Origin of the sequence: Ilumatobacter fluminis (genome assembly GCF_004364865.1) — a bacterium.
Lineage (GTDB): Bacteria > Actinomycetota > Acidimicrobiia > Acidimicrobiales > Ilumatobacteraceae > Ilumatobacter > Ilumatobacter fluminis.
The window spans coordinates 4,596,921-4,616,773 of the sequence record NZ_SOAU01000001.1; the positions used below are offsets into that span (position 1 = coordinate 4,596,921).

At 66.8% G+C, this 19,853-nt stretch carries 18 protein-coding genes; 5 read left to right on the forward strand and 13 right to left on the reverse strand.

Features of this window, described 5'->3' with window-relative positions; all coding sequences use genetic code 11:
* The first annotated feature begins 157 nt into the window (after positions 1-157).
* Complete coding sequence (locus BDK89_RS20695; RefSeq protein ID WP_166657746.1) at positions 158-670, forward strand: RNA polymerase sigma factor; 513 nt, start codon at positions 158-160, stop codon at positions 668-670.
* Complete coding sequence (locus tag BDK89_RS20700; protein WP_133870769.1) at positions 663-2,312, forward strand: hypothetical protein; 1,650 nt, start codon at positions 663-665, stop codon at positions 2,310-2,312. Before BDK89_RS20695 ends, BDK89_RS20700 begins: the two co-directional genes overlap by 8 nt.
* Before the next feature lie 21 nt (positions 2,313-2,333).
* Here the strand turns inward: BDK89_RS20700 and BDK89_RS20705 are convergent, their stop codons facing one another.
* From BDK89_RS20705 to BDK89_RS20720, 4 genes are all read right to left on the reverse strand, one after another.
* On the reverse strand, positions 2,334-3,575 hold the full coding sequence (locus BDK89_RS20705; protein ID WP_133870770.1) for a sensor histidine kinase: 1,242 nt from the start codon (positions 3,573-3,575) through the stop codon (positions 2,334-2,336).
* A gap of 12 nt (positions 3,576-3,587) precedes the next feature.
* A complete protein-coding gene (locus BDK89_RS20710) occupies positions 3,588-4,268 on the reverse strand; it encodes a response regulator transcription factor (protein WP_133870771.1) in 681 nt (226 codons plus the stop codon).
* A gap of 149 nt (positions 4,269-4,417) precedes the next feature.
* Positions 4,418-5,734, reverse strand: coding sequence for an adenylosuccinate lyase (gene purB / locus BDK89_RS20715; RefSeq protein WP_133870772.1), 1,317 nt, complete (start codon positions 5,732-5,734; stop codon positions 4,418-4,420).
* 92 nt (positions 5,735-5,826) lie between these two features.
* Positions 5,827-7,101: an adenylosuccinate synthase gene (locus tag BDK89_RS20720; RefSeq protein ID WP_133870773.1), complete on the reverse strand. Its 1,275-nt coding sequence runs from the start codon at positions 7,099-7,101 to the stop codon at positions 5,827-5,829.
* Between the two features lie 85 nt (positions 7,102-7,186).
* Between BDK89_RS20720 and hisD the strand changes: the two genes are divergently transcribed.
* Positions 7,187-8,503, forward strand: coding sequence for a histidinol dehydrogenase (gene hisD, locus BDK89_RS20725; protein WP_243839264.1), 1,317 nt, complete (start codon positions 7,187-7,189; stop codon positions 8,501-8,503).
* An 84-nt stretch (positions 8,504-8,587) separates the two neighbouring features.
* On the opposite strand, the gene BDK89_RS20730 is transcribed toward hisD, so the two are convergent.
* Positions 8,588-9,001 (reverse strand): hypothetical protein, encoded by a 414-nt coding sequence (locus tag BDK89_RS20730; RefSeq protein ID WP_133870775.1) that lies wholly within the window; start codon positions 8,999-9,001, stop codon positions 8,588-8,590.
* Between the two features lie 48 nt (positions 9,002-9,049).
* Here BDK89_RS20730 and BDK89_RS20735 point away from each other — a divergent pair, with 48 nt between their 5' ends.
* Positions 9,050-9,856, forward strand: a complete 807-nt coding sequence (locus tag BDK89_RS20735; protein ID WP_133870776.1) for an acyl-CoA thioesterase — start codon at positions 9,050-9,052, stop codon at positions 9,854-9,856.
* 84 nt (positions 9,857-9,940) lie between these two features.
* Here the strand turns inward: BDK89_RS20735 and BDK89_RS20740 are convergent, their stop codons facing one another.
* Positions 9,941-10,879 (reverse strand): LLM class F420-dependent oxidoreductase, encoded by a 939-nt coding sequence (locus BDK89_RS20740; protein ID WP_133870777.1) that lies wholly within the window; start codon positions 10,877-10,879, stop codon positions 9,941-9,943.
* 125 nt (positions 10,880-11,004) lie between these two features.
* Here BDK89_RS20740 and pyrE point away from each other — a divergent pair, with 125 nt between their 5' ends.
* Positions 11,005-11,574 (forward strand): orotate phosphoribosyltransferase, encoded by a 570-nt coding sequence (gene pyrE / locus BDK89_RS20745; RefSeq protein ID WP_133870778.1) that lies wholly within the window; start codon positions 11,005-11,007, stop codon positions 11,572-11,574.
* Here the strand turns inward: pyrE and BDK89_RS20750 are convergent, their stop codons facing one another.
* From BDK89_RS20750 to BDK89_RS20780, 7 genes are all read right to left on the reverse strand, one after another.
* Entirely contained in the window at positions 11,575-12,978 is a 1,404-nt protein-coding gene (locus BDK89_RS20750) for a hypothetical protein (protein ID WP_133870779.1), read from the reverse strand. It abuts the gene before it with no gap.
* Positions 12,978-14,603, reverse strand: a complete 1,626-nt coding sequence (locus BDK89_RS20755; RefSeq protein WP_133870780.1) for an Ig-like domain-containing protein — start codon at positions 14,601-14,603, stop codon at positions 12,978-12,980. The genes BDK89_RS20750 and BDK89_RS20755 overlap by 1 nt, the downstream gene beginning before the upstream one ends.
* Positions 14,596-15,054 (reverse strand): hypothetical protein, encoded by a 459-nt coding sequence (locus BDK89_RS20760; RefSeq protein WP_133870781.1) that lies wholly within the window; start codon positions 15,052-15,054, stop codon positions 14,596-14,598. The genes BDK89_RS20755 and BDK89_RS20760 overlap by 8 nt, the downstream gene beginning before the upstream one ends.
* 202 nt (positions 15,055-15,256) lie before the next feature.
* A complete protein-coding gene (locus BDK89_RS20765) occupies positions 15,257-16,483 on the reverse strand; it encodes a nickel pincer cofactor-dependent isomerase, group 22 (protein WP_133870782.1) in 1,227 nt (408 codons plus the stop codon).
* A gap of 27 nt (positions 16,484-16,510) precedes the next feature.
* On the reverse strand, positions 16,511-17,323 hold the full coding sequence (locus tag BDK89_RS20770) for an Ig-like domain-containing protein (RefSeq protein WP_133870783.1): 813 nt from the start codon (positions 17,321-17,323) through the stop codon (positions 16,511-16,513).
* Positions 17,324-17,682: 359 nt separating this feature from the next.
* Entirely contained in the window at positions 17,683-19,251 is a 1,569-nt protein-coding gene (locus BDK89_RS20775) for a collagen-binding domain-containing protein (protein ID WP_133870784.1), read from the reverse strand.
* Positions 19,248-19,850, reverse strand: coding sequence for a hypothetical protein (locus BDK89_RS20780; protein WP_133870785.1), 603 nt, complete (start codon positions 19,848-19,850; stop codon positions 19,248-19,250). Before BDK89_RS20780 ends, BDK89_RS20775 begins: the two co-directional genes overlap by 4 nt.
* Positions 19,851-19,853 lie beyond the last annotated feature (3 nt).

Below are 19,853 nucleotides of genomic sequence, written 5' to 3' on the forward strand. Positions count from 1 at the left end.
TCCGGCCACTGACAGTCGGTATGGGAACCTATTGATGTTTCCTTCCGCTCGCCCCCTCCAGGACTCCCGCCGTCTGGAGGGGGCGATTGGTTTTTTCGGACAGGTCACGACCACGAGTAACCGGCGACGCCCCTGATCCGTGTCACGGTTCGTGACGGTGGCGACGACCCACGACTTCGACACGGTGTTCCGCGAGGTGTTCCCGCGGCTCGTGTCACTCGGTGCGCTGAAGACCGGCCGCGCCGACATCGCTCGCGATCTCGCTCAGGAGACGATGCTGCGAGCCCACGCTCGCTGGGAGGAGCTGTCGACGTACGACGCGCCGGCGGCCTGGTGCCACACGGTCATGACGAACCTCCTGATCGACCATCACCGCTCCGTGGTGTCCGAGCGGCGCGCCGTCGACCGACTCGCCGACCGACTCGTTGACGAGACACGTCAGGACCGCACACCGATCACGGCGCTCGATCGCTGGAACGAGCTCGTGGCGCCGCTCCCCGACCGCCATCGCATGATCGTCACGCTCTACTACGCCGATGATCTGTCGGTCGCCCAGATCGCCGCCCTCCTCGGCACAAGTCGAGGCGCCGTGAAGGCAGCCCTGTTCAAAGCACGCCGAACGCTCCGCAAGCAGCACGGGGCCGGCGAGATCGGAGGCGACGATGAGTGACCCGTTCGACGACCGCATGCGCGAGCTCGCACGCGCGGCACGCGCCGAGGCAGAGGCTGACCTCGACGTCGACGGAGCACTCGACGCAGTGCACTCCTCGACCGGCACGACCGCGGTGGCGCTGCGCCGACCTCGACATCGACGAGTCGCAGGTTGGTTGACGGCCGCGGCGGCGCTCACCTTCGCATTGAGCGCCGGCATCCTCTTCACACGCGGCACCGGCGACGACGTCGTGACGATCGACGGGTCGACGCCGTCGTCGTCTCAGGCCCCGATCGACGCGTTGTTGACCGTACCGACGACCGCGACTGTGACGACCCCCGCGACCGCACCGGCGACCACCGCACCGGCCGTCCCACCGCCGACCGAGGTGACGCCAGCTCCCACTGCGTCCACGACGACCGATCCGGCGACGAGCACGTCTTCACCAGCGACCACAGCGGCATCGACCGACGACATCGAGACGTCCGACTGGCGGGACTTCCGATTGGAGGGCTCGGGCATACCCGGTTCCTGCGCTCTGGGCGCGGCGAAGTGCACGCAACTCGTCCACGACGCCGCTGGCCATCCGATCACCTATGAGCCGACGGCACGAACCCTGACCCGCCACGGCGTCCCAGAGGTCGCTACGAGCCTGCCGAGCGAGTTCGGCGACGCCGGCTTCGTGCTGGCGGCGGGCCCGGATGACGTCGTCTACCTCTCGATTGCGCCAGCCGTCCCCGACGAGCTCGCGGCCGACGTCGTCGCCATCACGCTCGCCGACGGTGACGCCGGTCGCGAGATCGGACGATGGTCCGGCGTCGCGAACACGGTGGGCGACTCGTCGCTGGTCCCGACACGGGACGGGCTCGTGAGCGTCGGCTGTTGTGGACCCGACACCATCCGACCGGCGCCCGACGCCGACGTCCTCGTGCCGTGGCTCGGTCGCAACGGCGAACCGATCGCACTCGAGACACCGTTCTTCGTCGTCGAGATCGAGTATCCCGCCCTCACCGTGAACCGGAAGAACCCGGATGGCAGCACGCGCAGCTGGACCTACGAACCAGCCGGGGATTGGATGTCGCGCGGCATGCCGAACCTCACCGCGACGTTCGACGGCGGGTTCGTGGCCGACGAGCTCGGTAGCGGCGGCTCGATCCTCGCCCGCGGCTACGCCGACGGCCGCCTCGATCAGGTCGTCTTGGGCCCGGAGTTGGTCGTCGCCGCCGACGCCGACCCGGCCGGTCGCATCCTCCTCGGCGACGTCTCCGAACTCGCGACCCAGTTCGCCCGGGTCGACCCGTTCGCCAACGGTGCCGCGCAGTGGGCCGGGGACGTGACGATCGAGCCCGACCGCTCGCTGACCTTCGACGACACGACCGACGTGTTGGCCGGATCGGTCGTCGAGTTCGTCGACGCCATCGCACCGGCCGCCGACGTCAACGAGATCCGAACCGTCGAGATCGACCGCCGGAGCGAGACCGAATGGACGGCGACGGTCACGACGTCGAACCTCTTCGATGACTCCGTCGGCGCCGTCCGGTGGGAGCTGATCATCGAGCAGGTCGACAGCCGGACGTACGACGTGACGGCTGGGAGGGCAACGCAAGCGTGCCAGCCGGGGCGAGGTCATCAGGACTTCACGACCGAACCCTGCGTCTGACGACGTTCTGCAGCCCTGGCGTCAGTTGCCGCTCGGGGCCGAGTCGGCTCTCGGGAGGGTGAGGCGAAGGCGGAGCGGTCGGTTGCCCACGACGTCGAGCGAGGCGCCGTCGACCTGCGCCAGGCGCCGCGCCAACGACAGGCCACGGCCGTGGCGTGCGGCCGGGTCGACCGGGCCGTCGAACAGCACCTTCAGGCGCTCGGGGTCGACCCCCGGGCCCTGATCGATGATCGTCACGCTCGGCCCGTCGATCAGTGCCGTCACCGAACCGGCGCCGTGACGCAACGCGTTGTCGATCAGCACGTCGATCACCTGACCGGCCAGACCGCGCGTGCCGTGGACGAGCGGCGGCGCCGAACTCACGACCATGCCGATGTGGCGGCGAGCCGTCGCGTAGCGAGGCTCCCACTCCTCCACGTGGTGCTCCACGAGGGCGACGAGGTCGAAGTCGCCACGTTCGCTCGTCGACCGGTTCCGGGCGGCCGCGAGCAGCTCGTCGATCGTTGCGTTGAGCTGATCGGTCTGGGCGAGGATCGTGCGGGCCTCGTTCGCGATGTCGGGCTCGGGATTCATCGTCATGATCTCGACCCGCATCGCGATCCCGGCAATCCCGGTCCGGAGCTGGTGGGTCGCATCGGCGGTGAAGTGCCGCTCGTTCGCCAGCATCGTGTGCACGCGCTGCGAGCTGGTCTCGAGCGCCGAGCCGATGCCGTCGATCTCGGGGATCCGGGTGCGTACGAACGGACCGAGTGAGAAGTCGCCCTCGCCGATCGCGCCCGCACGGCGGGACAGCCGCTCGAGCGGACGAGCGAGCTGGTGTGCCTGCACCGCTGCCAGACCGGCGGCCGCAGCGATCGCACCCAGCGCCAACAACAGGAGCACCTGCAGCTGCGACTGGAAGTTCTCGTCTAGCAGGTCGGCCGAGGTCGACACGATCACCGTCTCACCGCCGACCGTTCGTGCGATCGCCTCTCGTGTCGAGTCGGCGACCGCCGGATTGCTGTACAGCTCCTCACCGTTCGGTCCGAAAATCTCGAGCCCCTCACCGGCCGCGAGATCGTTGTCGAGCTGCGCATACAGCGTCGTGCGTCCGAGCAACTCGTTCTCGGTGATCGTGCCGGCAACCGCGGTCGCCTGATCGGCGAGCTGTGCGTTGAGCTGGTCCTCCGCCGTGTTGTACACGATGATCCCGACCGGGAGCGCGAGCGTGCCGAGCACGACGAGGACGATCGCGATCGTGGAGACGACGAGGCGGCGGCGCATGGCCGGGTGGGGCTACCCCTCGAAGCGGAAGCCGACGCCGCGCACCGTCACGATCAGCGTGGGCGGATCGGAGTCGTCACCGATCTTGCGGCGGAGCGTCGAGATGTGGGTGTCGAGGGTGCGGGTGGACCCCCAGTAGTTCTCGTCCCACACGGTCGCCATGATCTGCTCGCGCGTGAAGGTGGCGTCGGGCTTGCTCATGAGGAGCGCCAACAGGTCGAACTCCTTCGAGGTCAGCTCGAGCTCGTCGCCGTTCAGATAGGCGCGGCGTGACTCGGTGTTGACTCGGAGCGGGCCGCCCGTGAGCTCCCGGGGGATCTGCTGGGCGACCTGGGCGACACGGAGACGAGCCTTGATGCGAGCGACGAGCTCGGCCAGCCGGAACGGCTTAGGCACGTAGTCGTCGGCACCGGCGCCGAGCCCGACGATGATGTCCATCTCCTCCGCACGGGCGGTGAGCATGATGATCGGGAGCTCGGGACGGTCCTCGCGGACCTTGCGGCACACGTCGAGGCCGTCGATGTCGGGCAGCGTCAGGTCGAGGAGGAGCAGGTCGGGTGAGCGGGCTTCGAGGGCTTGCAAGCCGTCGCCACCGGTCGAGGTGTGGACCACTTCGTATCCCTCACCACCGAGCACGCGCAGCAGGGGCTCGCTGATCCGTTCGTCGTCCTCAACCAGCAAGATCGTGGTCACCCGCCCATCGTACGCCACCGTGACCGCCAGATCACGCGCCGCGCGCATCGAACCCACAACGAGTCATCGATCCGCCTCCGCCCGAGTCAGTTCCTTCGGGTCAGGTGCCACAGGTGACGCCTCGCCCCCAGGGCGAGGCGGTTGTCAGTTCAGGGCAGGTCGTCGAGTTGGGTGAAGATGGTGTCGAGGTTGCTGAGGCTGCGGCGGAGGTCGAAGGCGTCGTCGAGGATGTCGTTCGGCACCTCGTCGTCGGCCTCGAGCAGGGAGCGGAAGTCGACACCGTCGTCCCACGCCTGCATCGCGTTGCGCTGGACGATCCGGTAGGCGTCGTCGCGCGTGAGCCCGCTGGCGACGAGGCCGAGCAGGACCGGCTGGCTGAACACCAGCCCGTAGCTGGCGTCGAGGTTGGCCTGCATCCGCTCCGGGAAGACGACCAGGTTCGACAGCAGGCGCCCCATCCGGCGCATCACATAGTGCGCCAAGTGCGACGAGTCGGGCAGCACCACGCGCTCCACCGACGAGTGCGAGATGTCGCGCTCGTGCCAGAGGGCGACGTCCTGCAAACCGGCGAGCAGGTTCGAGCGGAGGACACGGGACAGGCCGCTGACCGTCTCGGCCGAGATCGGGTTGCGCTTGTGCGGCATCGCCGACGAACCCTTCTGACCCGGCTTGAAGCCCTCCTGCGCCTCACGCACCTCGGTGCGCTGCAAGTGCCGCAGCTCGACCGCCATCAGCTCGCACGTCGCGCCGATCGAGGCGCATGCGTACAAGAACTCGCCGTGGCGGTCGCGGGCGATCACCTGGGTGGCGGGCACCGGCTGCAGGCCGAGCGCGTTGCCGACGAACGCCTCGACCGACGGCGGGACGTTCGAGTACGTGCCGACCGCGCCGCTCAGCTTCATGACGGCGACGGTGTCGCGGGCCGCCTGCAGGCGGGTGCGGTCGCGGGCGACCTGGAGTGCCCACAGCGCGACCTTGGCCCCGAACGTGGTCGGCTCGGCGTGCACGCCGTGGGTGCGCCCGATCATGACGGTGTCGCGATGCTCACGGGCGAGGCCGACGAGCACCTCGATCAGGCGGTCGATCTCGGCGAGGAGGATGTCGGCGGCGTCGCGCAGCTGCCAGCACAACACGGTGTCGCCGACGTCGCTCGACGTCATGCCGTAGTGGATCCACTTGGCGGCACCGTCGTCCACACCGGCTGCGTCGATGATGGCGGACTGGACGACGTCGACGAACGCAGCGACGTCGTGATCGGTGACCGCTTCGCGTTCGAGGATCGCCTCGACGAAGGCGTCGTCGGCGGTGGGAGCGTTGGCCCGGCAGGACGCCGCATCGTCGGCGGGCACGACACCGATCTCGGCGTGCGCCTCGGTGGCGAGCAGTTCGACCTCGAGGTACCGGCCCCACTTGGAGGTGTCGGACCAGACGTCGGTCATCTCGGGCGTGGAGTAGCGGGGGATCATCAGCGTCCTCTCGGGTCACTTCGGGTCAGGTGTCGTACGGAACGGCGAGGCGCAGCCGAGGCGTTTCGCAAGATCACCCGACCCGGCGGGCATCAGGCGGTCCAGAGGAGGTAGTCGTCGCGCTCGGCGCCGACACCCACGACGTTGACCGGCACACCGACCTCGCGTTCGACGATCGCCAGGAACTCCTGAGCCGCCGGCGGCAGCTGGCCGCGCTCGCGGGCACCGGACAGGTCGGTCTTCCACCCGGACAGCGTCTCGTAGACGGGCTCGACCCGGGCGAGGATGTCGGATCGGTCGGGGTAGTAGTCGATCGCCTGGCCGTCGAGGCGGTAGCCGGTGCACACCTTCACCTCGTCGAACCCGTCGAGGATGTCGAGCTTGGTGAGGGCGAGTTCGGTCAGGCTGTTCAGGCGCACCGCCTGGCGCAGCATCACGCAGTCGAGCCAGCCGGCGCGACGACGCCGGCCGGTGACGGTGCCGAACTCCTTGCCGACGTCGATCAGGGTGTCGCCGTCGGCATCGAGCAGCTCGGTCGGAAACGGTCCGGCACCGACACGCGTCGTGTACGCCTTGGTGATGCCGACGATGCGGTCGATGTCGCGCGGCCCGAGACCCGAACCGGCGCACGCGCCGCCCGCGGTCGGGTTCGACGACGTGACGTACGGGTAGGTGCCGTGATCGAGGTCGAGGAACGTGGCTTGGGCACCCTCGAGCAGCACCTGCGATCCCTGCGCGAGGGCGTCGTGCAGCAGGGTGACCGTGTCGGCCACGTACGGCTGGAGGCGGCGACCGAACTCGACGAAGCGCTCGACGATCTCGTCGACGTCGAGCGGCTCCTCGCCGGCCTGGACGATCACGAGGTTCTCGGCGATCGCACGGGCCCGGACCGTCTCGGCGAAGTGATCGAGGTCGACAACCTCACCGACCCGCACACCGACGCGGCGGGCCTTGTCGGCGTAGGCGGGGCCGATGCCCTTGAGGGTGGTGCCGATCTTGTCGTCACCCCGCATCGCCTCGGCGATGGCGTCGTGCGCCTGGTGCCAGGGGAAGATCAGGTGGGCTCGGCTGGAGACCTTGAGGTCGGCGCACGAGATACCGCGGCTCTCGAGCATGTCGATCTCGTGGAACAGGGTCGGCAGATCGACGACGACGCCGTTCGCGATCACGGGGATCACGTGATCGTACAGGACACCGCTCGGCACCAGCTGGAGTGCGTACTTCTCACCGTCGACGACGACGGTGTGGCCGGCATTGTGGCCGCCCTGGTAACGCACCACGTAGGTGTGCTCTTTCGAGAGCAGGTCGATGATCTTGGCCTTGCCTTCGTCACCCCATTGGGCTCCGACGACGACGGTGACGGGCATGGGCACGCTCCCCGTAGAAATGCGGACTGGAACGTGTGGTGATCGTACCAGAGGCGTACCGATACCCTCATTTCTCGTGGCAGTGATGCGCAGGCAGACCTGGACCGAGATGGACGACGCCGCCCGACGGGGCCTGTTCGATCGCGGTCTGGCCGACATCTTCGACGACGGGCTCCGCGCCTCGATCGGTGACCTGTTGCTCGACGTGCGCGATCGCGGCGACGTCGCCGTCTGCGAGGCCCTCGCGAAGTTCGACGGCATGAAGGTCGAACCCGACGGATTGCGCGTGACCGACGACGAGATCGACTCGGCGGCGGTGTCGCCCGAGGTCGACGCAGCGATCGACGACTCGATCGAACACCTGCGGGCCTTCAACGAGCAGCAGATGGAACGGTTCGGCGACTGGTCGTTCGAATCCGAGCCGGGCCTGACCGTCGGCGAGAAGATCACCCCGATTGCGTCGGCCGGGCTGTTCACGCCGTCGGGCAAGGCGAGCTATCCGAGCGTCACGTTCCAGCTGGCGGTGCCGGCGCAGGTGGCCGGCGTCGGGACGATCGTCGTCGTGGTGCCGCCCGTACCGGGCGGGTCGGGCGAGGTCGACCCCGCCGTGCTCACGGTGTGCCGCAAACTCGGCATCCGCGACATCTTCCGGGTGAACGGCCCGGCCGGCATCGCCGCGATGGGATTCGGCACCGAGCGCATCCCCCGGGTCGCGAAGCTGATGGGACCGGGGTCGCCCGCCGTCACGATCGCCCAGGTCGAGATGCAGCGCCACGGGGTGAGCACGGTCATGCTGCTCGGCCCGACCGAGAGCGTGGTCGTCGCCGACCAGACCGCCGATCCGATCCGGCTCGCCGCCGACCTGCTGATCGAGGCCGAACACGGCACCGACAGCTCGGTCGTGCTCGTGACGCCGAGCGGATCACTCGCTGATGCGGTCGACGCCGAGCTGGAGCGTCAGCTGGCCGACCTGCCCGAGGTCCGTGCGACGGCGGCACGTGCCGCTCTCGGCGAGAACGGCGGTTGCGTGCTCACCGACGACGTGCTCGTCGCCGCCGACGTGGCGAGCGAGTACGCACCCGAGCACCTGCAGGTGGCAGTCGCCGACGACGCGGTCGACGCCGTGGTCGAGCGGTTGGTGAACGCCGGCGAGATCCTCATCGGCCAGCACACCCCGTTCTCGGCCGCCAACTTTGTGATCGGTTGCCCGGCGTCGCTGCCGACGAGCGGCTTCGCCAACGTCAGTTCCGGCGTCACCGCATCGACGTTCCTGAAGCGCACCGCCATAGCACGCGCCGACGAACGAGCCTTGCAGCGGATGACCCCGTCGGTCGTCGCCCTCGCCGACCACGAAGGCTTCCCCGCCCACGCCGCCGCCCTCCGCAACCGCCCCGTCGGATGATGTCAGACATCATCCGACCGACCTGACCGGTACAGGCCGCACGCCGTGTCGGATGATGTCTGACATCATCCGACCGAGCGGCGACTAGCTGCCGCGCTTGATGCCGGCTTTGGTGAGGGTGGCGGCGGGGACGCCGACGTCGCGCCACGAGGAGTAGGAGATGCCCTTGCGGTCGGCGTACGACTTGGCGACCTTCACGAAGTCGCCCTCGAGCTTGGTGAGATCGACCGCCGAGTTGAACGACTCGAGTTCTTCGGTGAGATCACGGCGTTCCTGCACCAGCTGCAACTCGTCGATCGCCGACGCCGACTCGAGTTCGGTTTCGATCTTGGCGAGGCGTGACTTGATCGAATCGGGCGTGCGCTTGCGGCCTCGTTTCGGCTTACTGTTGCGGAGTGCTTCCAGGTAGTCGCGCACGATGCGCCCTTCGGCGCGACCGCGCTCGAGCGCAGCCTTGTGTTCGTCGGTCATCGATTTCGGGCCACGCTTGCCTGCCATGATCACGATCGTATCCCACGATCTTTATTTCTTTCCAGAGGTTCCGACATGTTCGAATTGGTGAATCACGGCCCCGACACTTTCGTCGGGACCGGCCCGCGATATCCGTGGGGTGGCCTCTACGGCGGCCAGATCGTGGCGCAGGCGCTCCGTGCTGCGGCGCTGACGGTCGACGAGGGATTCCGCGCCCACTCGATCCGCGCCTATTTCATCCGACGCGGCGACCATCAGGAGCCCGTGCGCTACGAAGTCGACCGGATCCGCAACGGCCGCAGCTTCGTGACCAGGCGTGTGGTTGCCCGGCAGGCGATCGGGGCGATCCTGAACGCCGAGTGCTCGTTCCAGAAGCCCGAATCGTCACTCGATGTGCAGACGATCCAGGCGCCGTCGGTCACCCCGCCCGACGATGTGGAGAACACAGCGTTCTCGGGTGACTTCGACCGTCGTTTCACCGAACCGACCGCCGACAACATCGTCGAACGAGATGGCGAAGGGCGTGTCATGGCGTGGATGCGAGTCCCTCACGAGTTGCCAGAAAGCGGCGCTCCCGATGCCGACATCATCCAACAATGCTGGCTGGCGTTCTTGTCGGACGACCTCGCAACCGACACCGTGCGATCGGCCCACTCGCAGTACCGGACCGACGACGGCGAGCCCCGATATTCCGGTGTGAGCCTCGATCACACGATCTGGTTCCATCGTCCGTTCCGCACCGACGTCTGGCAGTTGCACGACTTCTCGTGCCATCACTTCACCGGCAGCCGCGGCCTCGCCGTCGGTCACGTCTTCCAACCCGATGGCACCCACATCGCCACCGTCAGCCAAGAGGTCCTCCTCCGAGAACCCAAAGATTGAACGGAAGGGGTCAGGCACCTTCTGTTCAGCTTGGCTGGGTGTCAAGCGACTCGTGGAACAGAAGGTGCCTGACCCCTTCTGTTCTCAGAGGAGCGGGGCGACGGCTTCGGCGATGAGGTTCAGGTGGTCGAGGTCGTCGAGGTCGAGGATCTGGAGGTAGAGGCGCTCGGCGCCCGACTCCTGCCAGGCCCGGATCGTCTCGGCCACTTGCTCGGGCGTGCCGGCTGCGCCGTTCTCGCGCACCTCGTCGGGCTCACGGCCGATGGCGGCGGCGCGCCGCTCGAACTCGGCCTCGTCGGCGCCGACGCAGGCGACGAGCGCCGCCGACCACGTCATCGTCGACGGGTCGCGATCGGCCGACTCACAGGCCTCGCGCACCACGGCGCACTGCGATTCGAACACGTCGCGCGACACGAACGGCATGTTGAACTCCGACGCGTAAGTCGCGGCCAGCTTCGGGGTGCGCGACTTGCCACGGCCGCCGACGATGATCGGCGGACCGCCGGCCTGCACCGGCTTCGGGAGCGCCGGCGAGTCGGCGACCTGCCACACGTCGCCGTCGTAGGAGAACGTCTCACCCTCGGGCGTGTTCCAGAGGCCGTGGATGATGGCCATCTGCTCCTCGAGGTTGTCGAAGCGCTCGCCGAGGCCGGGGAACGGGATGCCGTAGGCGGTGTGCTCCTGCTCGAACCAGCCGGCCCCGAAGCCGAAGTCGACGCGACCATTCGACATCTCGTCGACCTGGGCGACCGAGATGGCGAGTGGTCCGGGCATGCGGAACGTCGCGGCGGTGACGAGGGTGCCGAGGCGGATCGTCGAGGTCTCGCGGGCGATGGCGCCGAGGGTGATCCAGGCGTCGGTGGGGCCGGGCTGGCCGCTGACGTCGCCCATCTTGAGGTAGTGATCGCTGCGGAAGAACGCCCCGTAGCCGAGCTGCTCGGCGCGCTGGGCGACGGCGAGGAGGGTGTCGTACGTAGCGCCCTGCTGGGGCTCCGTGAAGATCCGAAGGTCGGCGAGTTCCATGAACCCGACGCTACAGCCGCTCGCCGAACCTCCGGGTCAGGTGCCAGAGGTGACGGCGAGGAACGAGCCGTTACCGGCGGTCACCTGACCCGTGACAGGCGCGCGACCACTAACGTCATCCCACGATGCACGACCTACCGTCGCTCTCGCCCGAACTCGATGCTGTGCGAGCGCACGTGCTGGAGCACTCGGTGAAGCGAGGCGACTTCACCCTCAAGTCCGGTGCGAAGTCGACCTGGTTCCTCGACACGAAGCAGACGGCGTGCCGCCCCGACGGCGTCCTCGCCATGGCCGACGCCATGCTTCAGATCATCCCCGACGACGCCACGGCGATCGGCGGGCTCACGATGGGCGCCGACCCGGTCGCCTTCGGCGTGGCAGCGGTGGCCGCCACCCGCGGCCGCGACCTGCGCAGCTTCAGCGTGCGCAAGGAAGCCAAGGGTCACGGCGTGACCGGCCGCCTAGCGGGTGCACTCCAGCCCGGCGACAAGGTCGTCATCACCGAGGACACCACCACCCGCGGCACCTCCTTGATGGAGGCCGTCGACGTGGTGCGCGAGTACGGCTGCGAGGTCGTCCTCGTCACTCTGATCGTCGACCGCGGCGACACGTGCGCCGCCCTGTGCGAAGCCGCAGGCGTGCGCTATCAGCCGCTGCTGACCTCGCACGACCTCGGCTTCGGCCCCGACGACTGATCAGTCGAGCACTCGACGGGAGGCAACGGCGACCTCACCGGTGGAGGGCCGGTAGTTCGCGATGACCCGCACCGTGTTCTCACCCTGACTGTCGGTCGCGGTCGACTCCAAGAGCAGCTTGGTCGACGCCGCCGACGTGGGCACCTCGATCACGAAACCGACCGCAGCGGCCGAGACCCCGCCAGTGAAGCCGGCGACCACGGCACCACCGCGGAGCACGGCGGCTTTCTGTGCTGGGATCGTGTCGAACTGCAGCGAGTTGTACGGGGCCCAGAGCAGCGCCTGCACGGCCACTTCCTTCTTGGCACCGTTGTTGGCGGTGAAGAGCGGCGTGCTGTAGCCGAGGCTCGAGTTGAGCACGTGCACGGCGACGAAGGCGGTGCCCTGCTGCTTACCCGACACCTCGATGCCGCTGTTCGCCTGGCTCTCGAACCGGGTGTTGCCCTTGATGTAGAGGGTCGCGCCGTCGTCGGAGTCGGCCAGTCGCACCGAGTCGCAGTCGGTGTTGTCGATCGCCGGATACTCCTGGCGGGTGATGTTGCCCATCGTCATGGTCTTGCCCTTGAGCGTGACCAGGCCGAGGTTGTCGAACACATAGTCGCCCGACTTGAAGTAGTTGTTGTTGCCGAGCGGCAGGCTCGTGTAGTAGCCGGGCTCGAAGACCCGGCACGAGCCCTCGATGTTGTAGCCCGGGTTCTGCCAGGTGCCGAGGTCGGCCTCGTACTCGGCGACCTTCGTGGACACGGTGAGGTTGGTGCCGAACAGCTGGTCCCAGGTTCGGTTGACGCAGTAGATGCCGCGAGTCGTCGGGTCGAAGCTGAGGTTGTTCAGGGTCACCGACGACCGGGCGAACTGGACGCCCGAGTCTGACGGGTTCGAAACGGCGCAGCCGTCGTCCGGATACCAGATGTCGCCCTCGACGATCGTCGTGGGCTGCGAGAAGTTGCTACGGCTCGGCGAGTTGAGGAAGACCGGGCCGTTGATCTCGGGCTTGCCACCCAGGCTGAACTCGAAGGTGTTGCCCGTCGCCGGAGCACCTTCCTCGGTGATGACGATGGCCCAACCGTCCGCCGGCGGCAGCGCGCCACCGACGATCCGACAGGACACCACGACATCGCTGCCGTTGACGGTTTCCGGGAACGGCACGTCGATACCGGCGCCGCCCGCGGCGGTCGCGCAGAGCGAACTGCGCAACTCGAGCTGCTCGAGCGCATCGTCCATGGCACCCTGCGCAGACGCCAGTCGGCCGGCCCGAGCCTCGGACTGCTGGCCGTACCGGAGGCCCGCGGAGGTGTAGGTGGCGATGCCGACGACGATGATCGACAGCACCACGGTCACCACGAGGACGAGCGGCAGGATCGCACCCTCGTCCCGATGGTGCCGACGGTTCGTGTTCTGACGCATCACTCCACCACCAGGGTCTCGGAGTCGTGAACGATCTCTTCGGGCAGCCCGGCGAACTCGACGAGTTCGAGCGGACGGTTGCCCTTCTGCCAACGCTCGACCGACGACGACAGCAGTGTGATGACGATGCCGTCGCCGAACGTGTCGACCTGCGGCTGGCGATCGTCCGAACTCGCCTGTCCGTTCGGCGCATCGACGACTCGGATGTACCGCAGCACCAGTTCGCTGCAGTTGCCCGACTTGTTGATGGTGACCTCGACGTCTTCGACTAGTGGGCCGGCCTGCTTGCCGTTGCCACCACTCACCGACACCGGGTTCGGGCTCACGGACTGGATCGACGCCACGCAGGGGATCCGGCTGACGTCGACGTCGATCGTCGAGCTGGCCGTTGCGCCGTCGGGGTCGGTGACGGTGTAGTCGATCGTCGAGATGCCGGGCGACGCCGTCGCCGCCGGAGTGATCTCCACGTCGATCGAGGTCGTTCCGGCGTCGAGCGTGACGACCTGGGCGGTCCATCCGTCGGGAAGCGTGCCGAGGGTGACCGTGAGTTGATCGCTGTTGGGATCGAACACCGGCAGGTTCACGCCGACCTTCACGCCGGGATCGGCGGCGACCGTGACGGGCGACGCCGTCGGCGGATCGTTCGGCGGCAACGTCGTGGTCGTCGTCGACGACGGATTGACCTTGACCGTGATGGTCGAGCTCGCGCTCAGTCCACCGGGGTCGGTCACCGTGTAGTCGATGACGTGGGTCGCGTTGACGTTGTCCGGTGTGAGCGTGACATCGACACCGCTCACCGACGAGGTGAAGGTGGCCGGCACGTTCGTCAGCGTGACCGTGAGGGCCTCACCTTCCGGATCGTTCACCGGGAGCGTGAACGTCACCGGGACGCTCGGGTTCGCGTTGAAGTCGAGCGGGCCCGCCGTCGGCGGCTGGTTCGGGATGGTGGTCGTGGTCGTCGACGTGGTCGTCGTCGGGGCCGCCGTCGTGGTCGTGGCCGCCTGCGGGAGCGTGCTCAACGTCTGGGCGGGGTTGCGAGACGCAGCGTCAACACGGAGGGTGTCGCCCTCGAAGGTGCGCAGCTCGAGCTCGACGCCGATGATGTGGTCGACGCCGTCGACCAGATCCGTCTTCCACGTCACCTGGGTCGGGTTGGTCCCCGACAGCGGCAACCCGGCAGTGAGCTTCTGCGTCTTGGGAGTTCCGCCGTTCACGCAGGTGACGCGGACGATCTTGCTGGAATCGCCCTCGTCGACGAGGCGGTAGTTCGCGACGTAGATGTTCGGCGAGCCGCTGATCGACTCACGCCACGACAGTCGGATGAGGTTCGTGCCCGGGTCGGTGCCGGTGCACCCCGAGGTGCGGCCGGGCGCGTCGTCCCAGAAGTCGGTCGCTGCGGTGAGCGGGGCGTTCGGTGTGGCGCTGACGTCGGCGGGTAGCCACGTCGAGATGCCGAGCAGCGACCGGGCGTCGTCGGCACGCGCCTCGGTCGGCGGCGCCGTTCGCATCACCACCGTGAACGCGACGGAGATCGCCGCGGCGATGACGCCCATGATCGTGACGACGATCAGGATCTCGATCAGGGTGAATCCGTCCCGATCGTGTGCGTTCGGTCGATCAATCACGCTTCACCACCTGGATGGTCTCGATGATCTCGCCGTCGGGGCTCGTCACCTGCATGGTGACCAGCTGCAGCAGATAGCCGGCGTAGTCGTAGCAAGGCTCGGGCGCAGAGGCGGGCTCCCAGTAGCTGGACCCGTCCCAGACCATCACCGGGTACAGAACGGTGAGCTGGTAGTCGGCCCACTCGGGCGGGTTGACGACGCCGTCGCGGATCGTCTGCTGGTACGTCAGGCGCACCTTCTCTTCGCCGCTGCTGAACGCGGCGTCTTCGGGCACGTTGGCCGGGTCGTAGTCGCAGCTCACGCGCTCGGCGGCTTGGAGCACGCCGTTGGCGGATTGCAGCCACTGGTACGACTTGGCGTGGTCTCGTTCGAGGCGCGTGCCGATGATCGACGCTTGCGACGCGCCGAGCACGACGGTCAGCACCATGCCGAGCAGCACGACGCCGATCACGACTTCGACCAGTGTGGCTCCGGTGTCACGACGACGCGAGACCGGACTGGATTCCCTGATTTCCATATCCGCTTCCCTGTACGTGCCCCGTTGGTTGCGGGAGGGCACGTATCAGTGATTCGGCCGGTTCAGGGCGCGACTTGAGCCGCAGACCAGGACTTCGCGGCAAATTCGCGCAGGTCAGAGCACCTGCGGGGTTCGATCAGGGAAGGAGGGCGTCGCTCACCTGACACTCGGTCAGGTGCAGGGTGCTCGCGATCCGCACCATGCGGATCGGTTCGCCGTCGCCCCGGCCACACATCGCGACGGCGGCCTTGATGCACGACTCCTCGTCGGGGAGCACCATCGGCATACGCGCCCGCCGCATGCCGGCCGGGCCGGCGGTGAAGCAGTTGATGTAGGTCTTGCGGAAGTCGAGCTGGTTGGCGAGCGAGGCCGGGATGAAGTCGGCGAAACCCATGCCGAGGGCGTTGCCGCCGCTGACCTCGGTGAGGTCGAGCAGCACGATCGCGCTGACCCGGGGCTTCTCGAGGTCGGCCAGGCCGGGGACCCAGAAGCGGCCCGTCACGTTCGGGTCCATCGTGGTGCCGGAGATGTCCTTGCCGCCCTTCTCGATCACGAGCACGTCGATCTCGTCGAACGGCAGCGGTGGGACGAGGGTACGGGCGTACTCGGTGAGCTCGTGCTCATAGTCGCCGCCGACGTCGTTCGTGCGGAGTCCTTCGACACGGACGATCTCGCCGGTGCCCGCCTCGATCGAGGCGATGCCGCCGAGCAGGCGTCCGCTCTCCCGGAGGGCGGCGCACGCATCGAGGAGCCGGTCGCGCATCTCGATCGGGCCACACGTGTGAACCAGCGCTGCTCCGGGCTGCTTGCCGAAACCGACGACGGCCATCTTCATGCAGCCCGACTCGACCGGCCCCTTGAAGCAGGTGTGCGGCTTGACTCGATTGACCGGCAGGAACCGGTCGGCGGCGGCGGCATTGGCGTCCAGGTGCACCGGCGTTCCGGCGCTCGTGTGGGCGACGACGACGGTGTCCATCGTGGCCCGGATCTCGGCGCCGACGGACTCTTCGGTGATGCCGAGATCGTGCAAGATCTGCCGCTGGCCCTCGGCGGTGGCGCCGCCGTGCGAGCCCATCGCGGGCACCACGAACGGCTCGGCCCCGAGCTGACGCAACGCACGGATGGTGCCGCGGACCAGTTCGACCCGACCGGTGAGGCCGCGAGAGCCGGCACCGACCGCCACGGTCATACCGGGGTTCACGTCGTCGGAGTACGCGTCGATCGCCGCCGTGAACGCAGCCGCCTCGACATCGTGCACCCCGGGAGGTGACGGGACCTCGAGCGGAAACGGATGCAGCTCCGGAACCGTCAACCCCTCAGGAAACGGAAGCTCCACCCCAGCAACGAGCTGATCCCACGACATGGCTGAAGTGTAGAAAGGTGAGCGACGCTACGGGCCGATCGAAAGCACTGCGCAGCTCAGTGTGTCGCCTGCGCTGATCGCGCCTTGATCGGCCTGGTCAAGTTTCACGGAGTAGTTCACGGTGGCGCCGATCGTGTCGGAACCGGTCACTTCGATCGTCGGTGAGGTGCTGCCAACGACGGTGACGCCGCTGGCCCAATTGTAGAAGCGCCAGAGGTCCGAGGGGTTCGCTTGCGAAATCTCGACCGTCCAGCCAGTGAAGCTACTGCCGGTGTTTGACACCGACAGATTGCCTTCACCCTTCTGACCATTGCCCTGATCCTGTGTGATCTCGAACTCGCAATCGGGCATCGGCGGCAGCGTTGTTGTCGTGGTTGTCGACGTTGTCGTGGTTGTCGTCGTCGGGGTCGAGACAACGTCCACCGTGAGGTTTGCTACCGCCGAGGTGGCCCCGTCGTCATCGGTCACGGTGTAGGTCAGCGTCACCGGACCGAGTGATCCGTCAACGGTCACGTCGACATTGACACCCGAGGTATTGACGGTCCATGACGCTGGTTCGCCGCTGACACTTGATGAGACAATCGTCCCATCGGGATCAGTTGCGTTCAGCGTGAAGGACGTTGTCGAACCGGGGTTGACCGCGACGCTCATGTCACCGGCTGTCGGCGCAACATTCGGCGTAGTAGTGGTTGTTGTCGTCGTGGCGGATGGAGATGTCGTCGTTGTCACGTAAGGGGGCACATCGATCGGAATGTCCACACGCCAGTCCGCAACGCGTGCGCCGTACACGTACAAAGGGACTTCAACCGTCGCTTCGACGACCCGGGTCTGATCCGCCACGGAGGCTGCGATGAGATGCACTACCGGGTCTCCGGTAATCGGTTCGGTCTGTGCGCACCGGAGAGTGGTAGTCGATCCGTTCGATACAAGAGCGCTAGGGACCGCGATCGTCGCGTACGAGGGAGCGTCGGCACAATCAGAGTCTGGGACGAGTTGCTTCTTGGCAAATTGTTCGATCGCCCACTGCATAACATTCGATGAGTCTGCGTTGGTTTCCGATCGCTCGCTGGCCGTGTCAGACGTTCGAAGTCCAACCGTTACGTAGCTCACTAGGGCGAGGACGACAAGCGCCAACACGACTGTCAGCACCAGCGTGAGCACTAAGACGGCTCCGCGGTCGCTGCGGCGCGAACGACCCATCACCAATCCAACGTGCCCTGGAACGAGCGGACATCGTTCAGCGATGATCCGAACATCTCGAACGTCCGAGCAATGACGCCGCCCTGAATGCTCGCCTGACTCGTCACGGTCGCATAAGGCGCCAGAATCGATCCCCGCAACTCGTCCCCAGCGAGCAGATTGACCGCGTCCGCGTTCGGAAAGTTCCACACGACGTAGACCGAGTTCGAACCAGAGCCTTGGAGAGTCGGCGCCTCGAAGTCGACCGTGCCACCAACGGTGCTTCGAACATTGATGATCAGCGGGGTGTCGGTCGTTGGCGCATCTCCCGGAGCAAACTTGATCTGGATCGTCTCGAGATCGAGAAGATTCGACTCATCGATGTTGAACGCGTTCGCCTTGCCGTCGGTAAGTGTGAGGCGGGTGTTCGAAGCATCCGTCGAGGTCCCGCCATAACCGCTCGGAAGATCGACGTGAACCGCGCACGCTCCGTTGTTGCAGCTATCCGGCAGGCCGGCCAGCCGATCGGAGCAGGCTCGAAGCTCAGCGAACGCCTCACCAGGGATGACCAAGCGGTCCGTGCCCGGCGGGATGACGGTGGCCGAGCCACCGACGTCGATCGACGGGCTGGCTCCGGGGGATGATTCGGTGATCTTGTCCCCGGTAACGAGGTAGTTGCCGTCCTCGATGATGACATCGTGATGTGGCTTTACCTCAAGCTGACCGGTGGATCCGGCCCAGTCGATCGACCCTGCTAGAAGGCCGACGTTGCTAGGAATAGGGGACTCCGGCAGGTCCGGGAGAGCCTGCGCCACAGAGCCGCCGTGGAACTCAAGTGTCCCGCCAACGAACAGTGAGCTCTTCACCGTGGTGCCATGGAGAATCACATCCCCTTCGACAAAGGTCGCGATGTTGCGCGCTGCCTCAAGCGGGTCCGTCCCACAGACTCCGGAGTTGCTGAAGGGTTGTTCCTCTCGCGGGGCGGCCCGAATTGTCTCGACATCACCGCGCTGGACATATCGAACCGAGACCGACTCAACCTCTTGGTCTGTAGGATCTAGCGAGGAGTCATTGACGACCACTGACGCCTCAGCAATTGGCGACGCATCCGGGTCGAGATAGTCAGCAACGTTTAGGACCGACGATTCAATCCACACAAGGTTCGTTGCGTCGAACGTGCACTCGTACCGGTCGATCCTGGCTTGTTCCGCCGAGGCGGTCAGACGGTAGGCGATCCGCTTGTCAACTTGATCGTTGCGACGATCCGTCACATCTATGCGAAGCACGTTCTCGGTCCCCGCTTCGGAACAGCCGCTTCCGGAGTCACCCACTGCACCGCCGTTGGTAGCCCGGTATGCGTCTGCCCGACTCGGCCCCGACTCGATGTCGAGCGGCAGATAGCTAACAATTTGTCGCGTGTCGTGTGATTCGGCCGTCGACGCCACAACGCCGTCCTGGGATCGGAAGATCACGATCACCGCTGCGGCGACGGCAGCTGAGACCACCCCCAGCAACGCAACCGTGACGATGACCTCGATGAGGGTGAAGCCAGAGTCAGTTCGATGGCGCCGTCTGAGATGCTCGATCACGGTGACCCCGTTCCGTTGATATCCGGGTTGATGGAGACACTTGCCTGACCGGACCCGCCTGCGTACGGCGGCGCAGGTGGGGCCGGCACCAGATCAAGAGTGGGAACGTCTGGAGGCCGCTTCACCACCGTTACCTCCCGCTCAGCATCGTTCACGACAGTCCTGAACGTGATCTGCTGCAATCGATAGCCAGCGGTCGTCCCGCAGGTAGTGGAGAACGTCTCCGTCGTGCGATCCCAGAAGAGAACCGCAACAACTTCGACCGATCCAGGAAATGCACCGTCAAGCGTGGACTGGTACGACGTCCGCGCGTCGTTCGATGGATCTGCCAGGGTCGAACAGTCCAGCCAAGGCACGTTCTCAGGATCGGTGTCGGTCAAGAAGTCGGCGACCTCGGCCACCGTTGCTTGGGACTTCGCGATCTCGTCACTCGTGCGTGCTCCGGCGAGTGCCGCTGTCGTTGCCACCAGAACGGCGACACCGATTGTGCCGAGCAGAACGATCGACACCAACAGCTCGATGAATGTCGCACCGGCGTCGCGGCGCGCTGGAACGACGGTGTCAGCCGATTCGTCCGCCTGTTCGTGTCCGTTGATCACGGT